12 protein-coding genes are annotated in these 14,565 nt (G+C 72.8%); 7 read left to right on the top strand and 5 right to left on the bottom strand.

Going from position 1 to position 14,565, the window contains the following annotated elements; translation table 11 throughout:
- The 4 genes from ABD323_RS21205 to ABD323_RS21190 form a co-directional block, all read left to right on the top strand.
- A partial coding sequence (locus tag ABD323_RS21205) for a hypothetical protein (protein WP_344443392.1) occupies window positions 1–712 on the top strand: 712 nt, incomplete at its 5' end.
- A gap of 20 nt (window positions 713–732) precedes the next feature.
- Window positions 733–2,748: a YcaO-like family protein gene (locus tag ABD323_RS21200; RefSeq protein WP_344443391.1), complete on the top strand. Its 2,016-nt coding sequence runs from the start codon at window positions 733–735 to the stop codon at window positions 2,746–2,748.
- Window positions 2,749–2,827: 79 nt separating this feature from the next.
- A complete protein-coding gene (locus ABD323_RS21195) occupies window positions 2,828–4,402 on the top strand; it encodes a hypothetical protein (RefSeq protein ID WP_344443389.1) in 1,575 nt (524 codons plus the stop codon).
- Between the two features lie 65 nt (window positions 4,403–4,467).
- Window positions 4,468–5,418: a thiopeptide-type bacteriocin biosynthesis protein gene (locus ABD323_RS21190; RefSeq protein WP_344443387.1), complete on the top strand. Its 951-nt coding sequence runs from the start codon at window positions 4,468–4,470 to the stop codon at window positions 5,416–5,418.
- Between the two features lie 44 nt (window positions 5,419–5,462).
- Here ABD323_RS21190 and ABD323_RS21185 read toward each other — a convergent pair whose 3' ends face one another.
- From ABD323_RS21185 to ABD323_RS21165, 5 genes are all read right to left on the bottom strand, one after another.
- Window positions 5,463–6,242: a helix-turn-helix transcriptional regulator gene (locus ABD323_RS21185; protein ID WP_344443386.1), complete on the bottom strand. Its 780-nt coding sequence runs from the start codon at window positions 6,240–6,242 to the stop codon at window positions 5,463–5,465.
- 206 nt (window positions 6,243–6,448) lie between these two features.
- Complete coding sequence (locus ABD323_RS21180; protein ID WP_344443385.1) at window positions 6,449–6,628, bottom strand: hypothetical protein; 180 nt, start codon at window positions 6,626–6,628, stop codon at window positions 6,449–6,451.
- 189 nt (window positions 6,629–6,817) lie between these two features.
- The gene (locus ABD323_RS21175) at window positions 6,818–7,297 is read right to left on the bottom strand and encodes a hypothetical protein (RefSeq protein ID WP_344443383.1); all 480 of its coding nucleotides are present in this window, start codon (window positions 7,295–7,297) and stop codon (window positions 6,818–6,820) included.
- A gap of 5 nt (window positions 7,298–7,302) precedes the next feature.
- Window positions 7,303–11,193 (bottom strand): RHS repeat-associated core domain-containing protein, encoded by a 3,891-nt coding sequence (locus tag ABD323_RS21170; RefSeq protein ID WP_344443382.1) that lies wholly within the window; start codon window positions 11,191–11,193, stop codon window positions 7,303–7,305.
- Complete coding sequence (locus ABD323_RS21165; protein ID WP_344443380.1) at window positions 11,190–11,921, bottom strand: WXG100-like domain-containing protein; 732 nt, start codon at window positions 11,919–11,921, stop codon at window positions 11,190–11,192. Before ABD323_RS21165 ends, ABD323_RS21170 begins: the two co-directional genes overlap by 4 nt.
- Window positions 11,922–12,215: 294 nt before the next feature.
- Here ABD323_RS21165 and ABD323_RS21160 point away from each other — a divergent pair, with 294 nt between their 5' ends.
- The 3 genes from ABD323_RS21160 to ABD323_RS21150 all read left to right on the top strand — a co-directional run bounded on the left by ABD323_RS21160 (window position 12,216) and on the right by ABD323_RS21150 (window position 14,538).
- Window positions 12,216–12,626 (top strand): hypothetical protein, encoded by a 411-nt coding sequence (locus ABD323_RS21160; RefSeq protein ID WP_344443379.1) that lies wholly within the window; start codon window positions 12,216–12,218, stop codon window positions 12,624–12,626.
- 107 nt (window positions 12,627–12,733) lie between these two features.
- Complete coding sequence (locus ABD323_RS21155; protein WP_344443378.1) at window positions 12,734–13,954, top strand: DUF2254 family protein; 1,221 nt, start codon at window positions 12,734–12,736, stop codon at window positions 13,952–13,954.
- Between the two features lie 143 nt (window positions 13,955–14,097).
- Window positions 14,098–14,538, top strand: a complete 441-nt coding sequence (locus tag ABD323_RS21150; protein ID WP_425556094.1) for a DUF7144 family membrane protein — start codon at window positions 14,098–14,100, stop codon at window positions 14,536–14,538.
- The last annotated feature ends 27 nt before the right edge of the window (window positions 14,539–14,565 follow it).

Here is a 14,565-nt window from a genome sequence, read left to right as displayed (position 1 = left end):
CCCCCCGCCCCCCCCCCCCGCCGCCCCCCCCCCCCCCCCCGCCGGGGGCCCGCACTTCCTGGGCTGGGCCCGCGCCCGCCTCGCCGCCGGCCTGGCGGCCGCCCTCGCGATGCTGCGCCACCGCGCCGCGCAGCAGGATCCGGCGCAGGGCGAGGGCACGGCGGTCCACGCGGCCGGCATCAGCCGGGCCCACTGGCTGGCGGACGGCCTGCTGCGGCTGGCCGGCCGGGACGCCCTCGCACGGTCCGCCGGCGGCGAGTTGGCCTGGGAGGACCTCGGGAGCGTCGCGGTCCGCTCGCAGTGGGGCCTGCTGCGGGACTTCTTCGACGTCCCCGCCGCGCTGCACCTGCGCACGGTGCCGGGGCTGGACTGGCAGCTCGCCGTCGCGAGGGACGAGGTCACCGGCGAGACGCTGGCCACCCAGTGGGGGCCGACCCCGGCCTCCGCCGCGTACGCGGCGCTGCTCTCCGCCACCGCCCGCGCCCAGTTCCGGGCCGCCGAGAAGGGCGCACCGCAGGCCCGGGTGCTGCCGCCGGACCCGGTGGGAACCTGGTCCCTGGAGATCGCCGCGGACCGCCAGGTCCACGACTGCCTGCGCCAACTCGTTTCCCGCGCCGCGGCGCTGGGGCTGTGCCCGCGCGCCGGCCGGCTGGTCCACGACGAGGCCGTCGGCGAACTGCCGCTGGCCTGCGGCTGGGTGGCGCTCGGATGAGCGGGACAGTGAGCGGGACAGTGAGCACGACACCGAGCCGGCCGTCGGGCGGGACGCGGGTCCTGGCCGGCCCGGGCGCCCCGGCGGACCTGCTGGAGCTGCCGTGGTGCGAGCAGCGCGGCGGCGCGCAGCACGGCGAGCCGGAGGCCGAGTTGATCGTCGCCGTCGCCGCCGGTCAGGACGCCGACTGGGAGCGGCAGGTGCTGGCCCTCGCCCGGGAGACGGCGGTGCCCCTGCTGTCCGTGCGCGCGACCCTGGCGGAGGTCCTGGTCGGACCGCTCTGGTCGCCGGACGGCGCGTCGGGCTGTGCCGGGTGCGCCTGGACCCGGGACACCGACCGTGAACTGCCGGAGCTCACCCACCGTTCGGCCCACGCCGCGGCGGGAGGTGCCCCCGCGGGCCCCGCGGCCGCAGTGGCGCCTCGCCCGCCCGCCCCGCCCGCCCCGCGCGTCCACGCGCCCGTCCTGCCGCCCGCCCTGGGGCAGCTGCTGGCCGAACTGCTGCGCGGGCAGCTGCCGTTGCTCGCGCCGGGGGAGCTGCTCTCGGTCGCCCCCGACGGGGTCCTGCGCCGTCACCGGGTGCCGCGCAGCTTCCGCTGCGCGGTCTGCGGCGACGGTCCCGACCTGCGCGCCGGCCGGCCGAGCGAGCCACCCCGCCCGCGTCCGCTGGTGGCCCGCCCCGCCTCCGGCGCCCTGCCGGACCGCGGCGAGCCGCCGTTCGGCCTGGATCCCGACCGGATGCGCGAGGCCCTCGCCGACCCCCGGTTCGGTCCGGTGCTCGGCACCCGGCGCTCCGGCCAGGTCGGCATGGCGATGACCGAGACCCGTCTGCTCGGGGCCATGTTCGCCGGCCACGGCCGCAGTTCGACCTTCCGGCACGCCGAGGCGGTGGGCTGCCTGGAGGCGTTCGAGCGCAGCGGCGGCCACCCGTACGCCGCACCGCTGGTGTTCGGCGCCACCGCACGCGAGTTGGGCGACCGCGCGGTGGAACTCGGCGGGCTGGGCCGGTACACCGCGCGGCAGTTGGCTTCCCCGCTGAGCCACCTGCGGCCGTCCGACGAGTCCACCGCGATGGACTGGGTGTGGGGCCGTCCGCTGGACGGCGGCCGACCGCTGCTCGTCCCGGCCGATGTCGGCTTCTACCAGTACCGCTACCCCGCCCCCTCGGCGGCGCCCGAGGACGCCAGGCGGACGCACTTCTTCCACGAGTCCTCCAGCGGCTGTGCGCTCGGCGGCAGTTACGAGGAGGCCGCGCTGCACTCGCTGCTGGAGCTGGCCGAGCGGGACGCCTTCCTGCTCTCCTGGCACCGCCGCCGGCCGCTGCCCCGGATCACTCCGGGGGAGATCACCGACCGCGAGTGCCTGCTGCTGATCCGGCAGATCGAGGACCAGGGGTTCCAGGTGCACCTGCTGGTCGCCACCGTGGACCTCGCGGTCCCGGTCGTCTGGGTGCTGGCGCTGCGCGAGGACGGCCGGATGCCGGCGAGCCTCAGCGCCGCCGGCTCCGGCGCCGACCCGGTGGCGGCCGTCCGGGCGGGCCTGTGGGAGCTGTCCCAGCTGGTCAGCATGGGCGTCAACTGGGACGTCGAGGCGAGGCGCCCGACGGTGGCCGACCCCTGGCTGGTCGACGAGATGGCCGACCACCACCAGCGCTACGCCTACCCCGAGTTGCTGCCCCGGATCGGGGCGGTGCTGGGCGGACCGGTGGTGAGCCTGGCCGAGGCGTTCCCCGGCTGGCCCGGCGTCTTCACCGACGCCGCGCGCGGGGACGTCACGCGGGCGCTGCGCTTCGTCGCGGAGCTGTTCGGGCAGGCGGGCCTGGACCGCGTGGTGGTGGTGGACCAGTCCACGCCCGAGCACGGCGCGGCCGGGCTCTGCGTCGTCAAGGCCGTGGTGCCGGGCATCCTGGCGATGTGCTTCGGCCAGGCGCAGCAGCGGCTCGCCGGGCTGCCCCGGCTGGCCGCCGCGATCGCCGACGCCCGGGGCGGACCGCCGCGCGAGGAGGACTTCCCGTTCGACCCCCACCCCTTCCCGTGACCGCGCCGCTCCCCGTCCTGGCCGCGCTCCCTGCCTCCTCGACCGCGTCTCCGACCCGCCGGAAAGGGCCGTGCCACCGATGACGACGACGACCGAGGTCCGGCTCTTCGCCCACCGGCAGGGCGCCCTGCGCACCGGACTGGCCGAGCAGCCGCAGGTGGACGCCGCCGCACCCACCACCGCCACGCTGCCCCCGGCCGCGGCCCGCGGTGCCCGGGGACGGCCGCTGCCGGTCGGCACCCACCGGCTGCTGGCACAGGCCCGGTACCCGCTCCCGCTGCCCGCCGCCGCCGTCGAGGCGCTGGAGCCGGGGGAACTGGTGGGCCACCTGCTGGTGGCCGCCGTCGGCCTGCAGCGGCGTGAGCCGTCCAACCGCTTCAACGACCACCGCTCGATCGCCTCGGTGCGCAGCAAGTTCCCGGTGCACGTCGTCGTGCTGGCGCCCGACGGGTCGTGCGGCTACCTCGACCTCTACCGGCACGCACTGGTCGACCTCGCGGGGCCCGCCGACGGTGCAGACCTCCCGGGCCTCCCGGCCCTGCCCGACCTCGCGGGGCTGCTGCCCGCTCCCGGCGACCTCACCGTCGTCCTGGCCGCCCGCACCACCGACCTGCCCGCGCTCTACGGCCGCCTGCGCTGCGCGCTGGGCCTGCTGGAACTGGGCATCAACCTGCGCGCCCTGCACGTCGCCGCGGACCTGCTGGGCGTCCGGGCCCGGCTGCGGTCGGACCCCGCGGTCAGTGCCGCGGCCGGCCGCCTGCTGGCGGGTAGCGGCCCCGGGACCTGGTCCCCGCCGCTGGTGCTGACCCTGGAGGGGGCCGGCCCGCTGCCGGCGAGCCGTCCGCTGCCGGGCGCGGCCGAGGCCGACCCGCGGCAGCACGAGGAGGAGGACGCGCTGCTGCGCCAGGACGCCGGCGACCCGCTGATCCTGGAAGCCGCCCAGGTGACCGCGCCGCTCGCCGAGCTCGCCTGGCCCGAGGCCGAACCGGTGCGCGGCGTACCGGAGTTGCCGAAGCGACCGGCCGCCGACGGGGAGGTCGGGCGGCCCGACTGGTCCCGGACGCTCTGGAACCGCTCCGCCGGGCGGGTCCCCGCGGTCGTCTCGGGATTCTCCGCCCGGCCCGCCACGCTCGGCGAGGAGTGCCTGGCCGACCTGCTCGGTTGGCTCGCCCAGCCCGCGCCGGGGCCGCTGGCGGAGATCGGTCGCCAGGTGCGCACCACCGTCGCCCTCCAGCGGGTGGCCGGTCTCCCGACCGGCCACTACACTCTGGTGGACGGGCAGTTGGACGCCGGGCGGCCGGCGCCCCGGCTGATGCAGCGTCTCCAGGACGCCTTCGGCTACCCCCTGACGCCCGTGACGGACTGCGGGCTGCGGCACGCGAACGCGATGTGGGTCTTCTCCGCCGACCTCGACGCGATCCTGGACGCCTGCGGGCCGGCCGGCTGGTCCCTGCTCCAACTGTGGTGCGGCTGGGCCTCGCACGGACTGGCCACCGCCGCCGCCGCGCACGGCCTGTTCGCCCGCCCCGCCCGGTCGTTCGACGAGTACTGGCTGCAGCGGGAGTTGGAGCTGCCCCGCGAGGTGCTGCCGGTCTTCACCGTCATCTGCGGCCGCTCCCGCTTCACCGAGCCGGCCCTGGACCTGAGGGTGTGAGGGGCGTGACGGACATGACGGGTGCGACGGAGATGACGGGTGTGACGGACAGGACGACGCACGAGGTGCCCGATTCCGACGACCGCGGCTGGCGCAGCTGGCACCTGCACGTGGCCACCTTCGCCCCGGCCGCGCTGGACGCCGTGGTCACCGACGCGCTGGGCCCGCTGGCCGACCGGCTGGGGCTGCTCGAACCCGACGGCCCGCGCTGGTTCTTCGTCCGCTACTGGCAGGGCGGACCGCACGTGCGGCTGCGCGTCCAGGGATTGACGCGGGTCGAGAGCGAGCTGATGGCGAGCGTCCTGACCGACCGGCTGCTCGCTCTGGACGCCGCGGTGCCGCCCGGGCAGCGCCTCGACCAGGTCGGCTACGCCCTCGCCGTGAGCCGGATCGCGGCCGCCGGCGAGCAGGGAGTCGCGCTGGCGGCAGGGGAGTTGCTGGCCCCGGGGGTGCGGCGGGCCGGCTACGAGCCCGAGTACCCCCGCTACGGCGGGCGGCACCTCATGGCCTGCTCCGAGCACCTCTTCCACCGCTCCAGCCGGCTGGCCCTGCGCGCCTGCCTGGCCAGGGCCGGGACCCCGCACGCCCTCGCCTCAGGCCTGGAGGCGTTCGCCGCCGCGTGCTCGGTCCTGGAGGCCGTGGGGCCGCCCGAGAGCCTGCGGCGTTTCCTGGTGGCACAACAGGAGAGCTGGCTGGACTGGGCCCGGCCCGCACATGTCCCTTCCGAGAAAACGGAGTTGACGCGCGCCGAGCGCGCCGCCGCCGCCCGGGCGCAGGTCGCCGCGCTCGGGACGCTCGCCCCGCGGCTGCGCGAGGCGCTGCGCGACGGCGACCCCCGCTGGGCGCCGTGGACGGACCCGCTGGGCACCGCGCTGCGCACCTGGACGGTGGAACTCGGCTTCGCGCGGGCGGCCGGCATCTTCGGCTCGCACGTCCACATGACCGCCAACCGGCTGGGCGTGGGCGCCGGCCGGGAGGCGCAGATCGCCGCCCTGCTGCTGGCCCTGCTCGACTGACGAGCGGCCCGGTCGTGGGCGCCCGAGGGGTCCGTGGTCCGCGCCTACGAGCCCTCCGTGGCCGGCAGCGTGCCCAGGGTGGCCGCCCTGACGCCGGCCTGGAACCGGCTGGAGGCGCCCAACTGGTCCAGGATCTCCGCTATGTGGCGACGGCAGGTGCGCAGCGAAATCCCCAGCCGGCGGGCCACGGTCTCGTCCTTGGCTCCCTCGGCCAGCAGTTGGACGATCCGGTGCTTGAGCTCGATCACCGTGCCGTCCGGGAACACCACCGGCTCCTGCGCGTGCGCCGCCTGCGTCCAGGCCGCCTTGAAGAACTGGGCCAACTGCTGCACCACGGCCGGTTCCTGGACCACGGTGACGTCCGCGCCCCCCGCGCTGGGAATCAAGGCGGCGGTGTCGTCGATGATGAGGACCTCGTGCAGCCTGATCCAGGTCGTTCTGACCGACCGGCGACTGTGTTCGGGCGACGTCCGGTGCGTCCTGGTCGGGCGGCTGATCAGTTCCTGCACGGACAACCGTGGATCCGGCCAGTGCTCCTGGCGCGCCCTGAGGCATTCCAGGAACGGCGAGTCGGGGGAGCGGACATGCGATACCCGCCGGGCGCCCCGGGCCAGTGAATCGACCACGAACTGCACCGCCTCCTCGCGCGGCAGCACCGCCGGAGCCGCACTCTCCCGCACCGGCGCGTCCAGCACCGGTCCCTGCTGCTCCGCGCGGTGTGACGCGCACTGATCGGTCAGCGACTTCACCGTCGCCTGCGCCTGCGCCAGTTCGGCCTGCCACCGCTCCATCTGCTCGGCGAGCCCCGCCAGTAACTCGGTCACCTTCGCCAGGGGGCATTGGGTCCCGACGCTGGAATCGCCGTGGTCGATCATCTGCGGCATGTCGGTCAGATCCAGTCGTGCGGCGGCGGGGTGTTGGAGAGAGAGGGAGGAGCAACTGACACGGAATCTCCTTGACGGTACCTCAGTGTGCTCCGGTGACCATCGGGCACGGTTGGGTCGAGTGTGCCCACCGGGTCGGACAGTTCCTACAGCCCCTGGCCGACCGAGGGTTCGGGGGCGTCGGAGCGCGGCACGAGGAGACCGTGCGTCCTGATGGCCGGCAGGACCACCCCGGTCGCGGCGGCCAGGGTCGGACCTCGCTCCGCGTAGCCCGCGCCGTCCCGCCCCTGTAGAGCCAGGCAGGCGAGCACCCCGGCGAACGTCACGGGGCTGAAGGTCAGGACCGGGCCACGGGCTCCCTGCCACGCGGGGTTCGTGCGGAACCGGCTCGCCAGGACGGTCGGGCCGATCACCGCAGCGGGAAGCCGAGGACCGAGAGCACCAGATGGGCGGTCACATCCCAGGAGTGGCCGGCGAAGCCCTGGGAGCAGCCGGCATCCGGGGCGGCGACGGGATCAGGCGTAGTAGTCGGCCGGCCCGGTCAGCGCGCTCTGGAAGTAGAGCGGCCTGCCGTCGGTGTCGAGCGGGACGTCATGGCCCGCCACCCGCCCGAAGCCCAGCGAGAGGTCGGGCACGATCCAGTGGTTCGGTTCGTCCTGCGTGACGGTCAGGCCGCTCGCTGTCAACTGCTCCACCAAGGCACGGGCCGGCGTCCGGAAGACGTCGAGGCCCCGGAAGCGGACCGTGATCTCCTCGGGCCCGGGACGGGGGATCCACACCTCCGCGGCCGTGAGCGTCCTACCGTCCTCCAGGTGGCAGACGATCTCGAACTGTGGGTGCAGCGCGGTGACGGTCATGTAGCCGAACTGGCTCGCGGAGCCTTCGTTCCGCACCGTGACGCGGCCCAGGGCGGCCGCGGCCGACTTCACATCCTGCGCGGGGGCGCCGAGCGGAAAGCCGGTCAGGCCGTTCGGGGGAGTCAGTTCGAAGTCCATGGACGTCATTCTAGGAGGCACTCGCGGATCTTCCAGCCGTTGTCCTTGAGGTACTTCTGGAACTTCCGGTTGTTCGGCAGGGAATCGACCATCTCCTTGATCGCGGCATCGTACTTCGTGCCGTGCTCCTTTCGGATCTTGCCGATGTCCATCTTCATTGCCACGTCGAACTTGCCTTGCAGGATGAGGCTGCGCTGCTTCGCTCGCCAGGCCTTGGAGGCGCGTCCCGAACCGGTGCTGATGAAGTTGCGGTGATCGTCGTACTCCATGCGGATCGCCGGACCGGTGGACTCCTTGAGGTCAGTGGGCAGTCCGAGGTCCAGCCAGGCGTCCTGGGCGGGTATGTGATTGACCTCGTAGCTGTTGTTGTCGCTGCCGTCCGTCCAGTTCGCCGGCTTCAGCTTGCCGTACCATCCGCCCCACCCCTTGGGCTGCTTCTTCGCCAGCCCGTACGGGTCGATCCAGAACAGTGGATTGGGCACGTAGGCGTGCGGATTGGGGCCGGCACTCAGTCCGAGTGGGTCGGAGCTCAGGTAGCGGCCGGTTCCCGGGTCGTAGTAGCGGAAGTGGTTGTACTCAAGGCCTGTCTCGGCGTCGTGGTACTGACCCGGTCGGCCCAGTGGGCACCCCGGTGTCCGGCCCGGTCCGCTCTCCAGGCGCCGACCCCAGAGATCGGTGTCGGCGGACCAGACCACCTGGCCGTCGAGTGTGACCAGGTCGCTCGGCGTGTCCACCAGATCGGTGACCACGGCGAGGAAGCGCTCGTCCGCCGGAGCTTGGTCGGGCCCCGCCCCGGGGTGCCAGACCCGCTCGGTCTGTGTCAGGGCCCGCCAGCTACCCTGCTGCCAGTCCCAGCTGATGGCCAGCCGACCACCGGCAGCGGTGTGGCCGTATTGCTCGATCAGCTGGTCCCCGTCCCAGGCGAAGAGCGTCTCCTCGACCTGGACGCGTTCTCCGTTGAGCTCGGCGAACCGTCGCTTGGCGATGCGCCGACCCAGCGGGTCGTATTCGTAGCGCCACCAGAACCTGTCGGGAGTGGCGACCTCGGCCAACTGGTCCTCTGCGTCCCAGGAGTAGTGCCACTCGCGGCGTTGGCCCGACAGTGTCCGCACGAGCATCCGGACCAGACGACCTTGGTCGTCGTACGCATAGGAGGTCCGGCCGGCGTTTCGCAGCAGCGAGCCGTCGAAGGAACGCTCGCCGGCGGTCGGATGGTCGGGGGCACGGGTGTCGTGGGCCCGCACGATGTTGCCGAGCTGGTCGTAGGCGTATGTCTCGCTCCAGGAACGGGCGTTCACCCGGGTGACCCGGCCGGCCGGAGTGAGCTCGAAGTCGCGTCGACCGTGCAGGCTGTCCGTCATGGCGGAGGGCAGCCCATCAGCACGGTAACTGTACGTGCGCTCGCGCAAGTTGGTGTAGGCGCCGCCGGACCGTGTCGTGCTGTCACGCGACCAGAGCGACTGGGCGCTGAGCCGGTTGCAGTCGTCCCAGGTCTGGGTGATCGCCGCGCCGTCACCGAGATGACGGGTGGTCTCGCGGCCGGAGTCGTCGTAGTCGAACGTCAGGGTGCCCAGGCGGTTGACCAGGGCGGTGGGCTGGTGGTTGGCGTCGTAGTTCCAGGTCGAGACGATGCCGGTTGGTGTGGTCCGGCTGGTTCGCCGGCCCATGAGATCGTAACCGTGTCGGGTGGAACGTCCGTTGATGCTTTCGCTCAGGATCCGTCCCACGGCGTCGTAGCCGTATTCCAGGATGTTGCCGTCCCGCGAGACGCTTGCCAGGCAGCCGCGGGTGTCGTAGGTGAGGGTGACGACCGAGCCGTCGTGGTTGCGGCGTTCGAGCTGCTGGCCGAGGAGGTCGTAGCTGAAGCTCGTGGTGCGGCCGGCGGTGTCGGTGACGGAAAGCAGCTGGTCGGCGCCGTCCAGACGGTAGCTGAGGCTACGGCCGTTGAAGTCACTCTCACTCACCAGATGACCGGCAGGGTCGTAGCGGTAGCTCCAGCGTGCGTCGCCGGTTGCCACCGAGAGCAGTTGCATTTCGGTGTCGTACGTGAAGACCTGTTCCTCGCCGTCCGCCAGGGTGCGGCCGGCCAGTTGCCCGAAGGGACCGATGGCGAACCGGGTGACGGCGCCGGCCTGGTCGCGCTGTTCGGTGCAGTTGCCCTCTGGGTCGTACGTCCAGGACTCGCGGGTGCCGTCCGGGTGGATGCGGTCGGTGATCTCGCCCTCGGGCCGGCGGATCAGGCGGGTGACGGCACCAAGGGGATCAGTGAACGTGCTGACGCGGCCGAAGGCGTCGTAGCCGACCCGTGCGGTCCTGCCGGCCGGATCGGTGACTGCTGTGATCAGGCCGGCCGGGTTGGTGTCCAGCCGGCGCACCTGTCCGAGCGGATCAGTCACCGCGCACAGCCGGCCCTGCTCGTCGTACCTGCGGGTGGTGACAGCGCTGAGTGCGTCGGTGCTGGTCAGCAGGTTGCCGTTGGGGTCGTACGTGAACGAGGCGGTCAGGGTGCCTCTGTGTCGCACGGAGGCCAGTTGGCGTAGTGCGGTGTAGCCGAGTTCGATAGTGCTGCCGTCGGGCTCGGTGATACCGACCGGGGTACCGTGCTCGTCGAGCTCGAAGGACGTGGTGCGTCCGATCTCGTCCGTGCGCGACAGCACGTGCCCATGGTCGTCGTACGTGGTGACGGCGGTGTGGCCGAGCGGGTCGACGATGACGGTGACCCGGTGCTGCTCGTCGTAGTGATAGCTGGTGGTGTGTCCGAGGCTGTCGGTGACCGCTGTCACACGGCGGGCGGTGTCGTACTGGAAGGTGGCCGACAGGATGTCGGCGTGGCCACGCCCCTGCACCACCCGACCGTGGTCGTCGTAGGTGTATGCGTAGCTGTCACCGTTGCGGTCGATCCACGCAGTGATGCGGTCGGCGTCGTCGTACTCGTACACGTACGGAGACCCGGAGGAGTTGACCACGCCGGCCAGCCGGCCGTCCGGGTAGTACTGGTACCTGACGACTTCGGTGTGCTGGCCGCCGCCAGTGCTGTCCAGCAGGCGCAGGCCCTCGATGCGCAGGCCCGCAGCGGTGTGGAAGGTGTCGACGGCGACGCGGTAGCCAGCGCTGTGACGGATCTCGCGAGGGGCGCCGGTGTCGTCGTGCAGGAAGGTCACGCGGTGGTCGTTGCGGTCAACCAGGGCGGTGATCGGTCGGGTCTCGTGGGTCGCCACAGGGTTGGCGGTGGTGGGGGCGAACAGGCGGGTCAGACCACGGTCGGGGTCCTCGATGCTGATGACGCCGGTGTCCTGGTCCCAGGTCAGTGGCCAGCGTGCGCCTGCCGTCGGTAGGACGGCCTCGCCGGAGAGGCCGGGGCGCGGATAGTGCAGGACCTGGGCGTCGTCCCCGGCGAAGTGGACTCCGGCGGCATCGATCTGTACACGCTGATCGACCGTGGAGGACCAGCCGGGCCCGTGCAGTCGCCCGCCCCGATACCCGGAGGCGTACGCGCGGCGCAGGGTCAGCGGCAGGATGCCGGCGAGGGTGAGGTCGACGACGGATGCGATCATCTGTCCGGAGACGACGTCCACCGGGTCACCGGCGGTCTGGCAGCGCCCGTTCCCCTCCGAGGGCTGGCCGGGTCGGCGGTGTCCACCCAGTCCGGGCTCGCCCCCGCCGCGGCGACCACCCGGAAGGTGCGGCTCGTGAGAGTCCTCGCCCCCGTCCTTGAGGAGCCTCTGCAATGCGGTTGCGTGCTCGGCGTCGGTCTTGGCCGTGTTTCGCGCGACCTTCTTCAGGTTGTTCCCGGCGGAGTGGTAGAAGTCCCTCACGGCCTTGCCGGCGTCTTCGGCGAGTGTCTTGCCGACCTTCTTCGCCCCGTCCTCCAGGGCCTTGACGATCCGGTTGCTCATCCGAAGCTCACCCCCGCGAGCTTGGCCTGGAACGCCTCGGCGTGTGCGGCAACGGCGTCGGCGTGGCCGTGCATCGTCCCGGCGTGTGCTTCGACGGCCTCCGGGTGGATCCGGAACCCGGTCCCCGTTGCCCCGCCGCCGTCGGCGGGCAGACCCATGGCCGCCTCGGCTCCCTTGAAGACCAGGCCGCTGACTGCCTGACCCACGATCGCCGCCAGGGGAGTGATCGCGGCCTCGATGACCTCGCCGATGACGTACTGCTCCAGTTGTTGTTCGAGGTAGTTGACGACCCGTGTCGCTGCCGCCTCGATCAGCAGGACCGCGGCCTCCGCCGCTCCGAACGTGACCACGGCCGCGGCCTGGTCCGCCACGAAGGTGGCGGCCATCACCACCAGTTCCTCGATCGCCTGGATCTTCATCGCCACGATCACGTCGGCCGCCGCGTCCAGTGCGGTGGCCACCGTGTGGCAGGCCTGCACCAGGTCGTCCATGTGACTGGCCGACAGCTCGCTCCAGCGGGTGATCAGCGCCTCGTAGGACTGGCCCTGGTACACCTCGCCGATCTGCTGCACCGTCGCCGTCGACGCCTGGTGGGTCTCGTGCACGTTGGTGGCGAACTCTCGGACGTGCGTGGCGAACTCCCGCACGCTGTCCTCGTTCACCTGCGGCCAGTTCACCCCGATGAACTGCAGGAGCGATACCACCTCCTCCGGCAACTCGATGGCCATGCCGTCCCTACCCCTGTACATCCCTGCTGCCCGACGTCAGCTTGACCGTCAATCCTATGAGCATATGTGTGAAGCGCGGCGAGGTGACCGTGGGTGAGAGGAGGGCGCGGAGCGGCTGTGGTCGTTCATCGCTTCGGCGAGCTCAACAGTCACTCCACGGGATGGAACTGATGATGTAACAGATTCCCTGTACTAGCTGAGGTGAATTCATCTATTATTCCATGCATCTCAGCTGATCGGCCGTAGCAGCACGTCCCCTCGTGATCCACCCTCATGCGACCCCGGAGGACCCCCATGCGCCGTACCGTTGCCCGGACTCACCGCACCCGCCGCGCCGTTCTGGCCGGCATCGCCGCCGCTGCGGCCTGCACCGCGGCCCTCGCCACCGCGCCCGTGGCGCAGGCCGCGCCCGCGTCGGTGAGCGCGCAGGCCTGGTGCGACTCGGAGCCGCTCGGCAACAACCCGCAGAACCGGGCGGAGGTCGACTGCGGGGTGGTCGGCATCACCGGGGTCGCGCCGTACACGATCACCTGGACGCACAGCAGCGGGACGTCGGTCCTGGGCGGCGGCAACGGCACTACCGAGATCTACCTCAGCTGCTTCGGCGGCACCCGCGTCACCGCGACCGCCACCATCACGGACGCCACCGGCGCCCAGACCCAGGCGAGCAGCTCGGCCAGCTGCATCGTCGGCCCGCCGCGCTGACGCGCCCCCGTCGCCCCCCGCCCGGCCGGGCCCCCGTCCGGCGGGCGGGGGGACCCCCGGTGCGGGACCATGGACCCCATGCCGGTCGATGTCGACGGTGCGGCCTGATGGCGCGCCCGGTCCTGCTGCGGCGCAGACCGGGGCTGCGGGGCAGCCGCTCCCAGCTGCTGTTCACCCTGGTCGGGGTGGCGCTGGGCCTGGCCGTGCCGACGATCACCGCGGGGCCGCAGGTGCCGGGCCGGCAGGTGTCCGACATGCTGCTGGCGCTGGGCTTCGGCGTGCTCGGCACGAGTGTGGTGATCTTCTCGCTGCTCTTCCTCGTGGTGCAGTGGGCCCACACCTCCTTCACGCCACGGCTGACGCTCTTCCGCGAGGCGCCCGTGGTCTGGCGCACCTTCGCCTTCGCCATCGGCCTGGCCGTCTACTGCGTCACGGCCGCGCTGGCCATCGCCGGCCGGCAGCGCGTGACGGCGTTCGTGCCGATCGTCGCCGGCCTGCTGGCCCTGGTGCTGCTGGCCCTGCTGCGGATCCTGCAGCTCCGGGCCTTCGCCGCCATCCAGCTCGCCCCGGTCCTGCACGCCATCACCGAGCGGGGCAGCGCCATCCTGGAGGCGCTGAACGCCCAGCGGGCCGCCTCCACCGCCACCGCTCCCACCGCCGCGCCGCTGCCCGTACGGCGCTCGACCGTGCGGTGGCCCGAGTCGCTCGCGGTGCTGCAGCAGGTCGACACCGACCGGCTGCTGGCCGCCGCGCAGGCGGCGGGCGCGGTCGTCGTGCTGCACACCGTGCCGGGTGCCACGCTGTCGCGCGGAGCGGCCGTCGCCGACGTGCACGGCGCGGACCTGCCCGCCGGCGCCGTGCTCGGCAGCCTGGTGACGGGGGCGGAGCGCACGTTCGACCAGGATCCGCTGCTCGCCTTCCGGCTGATCGCCGACATCGTGCTCAGATCGCTGTCCGCGGCGGTCAACGACCCCGCCAGCGCGGTGCAGGGGCTGGACTGCCTGGAGGACCTGCTCGGCGGTCCGGCCGCCGAGCAGACCGGAACGCCCCTGACGCTCGCCGACCGGGCCGGCGTGCCGCGCCTGGTGGTCGAGGTGCCGGACTGGGAGGAGTACCTGCGCACGGGCCTGGACGACGTGATCGCGGCCGCGGTGCGGATCCCGATGGTGCTGCTGCGCCTGCGGGAGCTGCTGGAGCGGCTGCTGCTGCGGAGTCCCGCGCACCGCCGGGACCTGCTGGGGCGCCGGCTGGCGTGGGTGGAGCGGGCGCTGGCGGAGGGCTTCCCGCTGCTCTGGCAGGAGGCCGGGCCCGGCGCCGGGCCCGGTTGAACCGGCCGCCCCCGGCGCGGCCCCTGCCCCCGCCCCCGGCGCAGCGCGCGGCATCGGCCCGCTGGTGGAACTCTGGAACAGGAGTCGCCGTCCGGCGCGCTCGGAGCGCCGAACGTCCGCTTCCCCGGATCAGGGAGGTCCGTATGTCCAGTAACCCCACCGCCACGTCGGCCGGGAGCGTCCCCACCGGAGGCTCGCGGCACGTCATGAGATCCGGCTGGACGCTCTTCGCCGCGGTCCTGATGATCGTCGGCGGCATCGTGGCCATCCTCGAAGGGGTCTCCGCCATCGCCAAGGACGACGTCTTCGTCCGGACGGCGAACTACACGTACCGCTTCAACCTGAACGGCTGGGGCTGGGTCCACCTCATCCTGGGCATCGTCGTGATGCTCGCCGGCTTCGCCCTGCTCGGCGGCGCGTTCTGGGCGCGGGCCGTCGGCGTGCTGCTGGCCGGACTGAGCCTGATCGCCAACTTCCTCTGGCTGCCCTACTACCCCTTCTGGGCGATCGTGCTGATCGCGATGAACATCTTCATCATCTGGGCCCTGTGCGCCGGTTCACTGCACGAGTCGGCCAGAACCTGACCGCCGGCCGACCTGGCCGATCAGGGC

This window comes from Kitasatospora nipponensis, from assembly GCF_039528135.1.
GTDB lineage: Bacteria > Actinomycetota > Actinomycetes > Streptomycetales > Streptomycetaceae > Kitasatospora > Kitasatospora nipponensis.
This window is presented reverse-complemented; position numbering and strand designations above follow the sequence as displayed.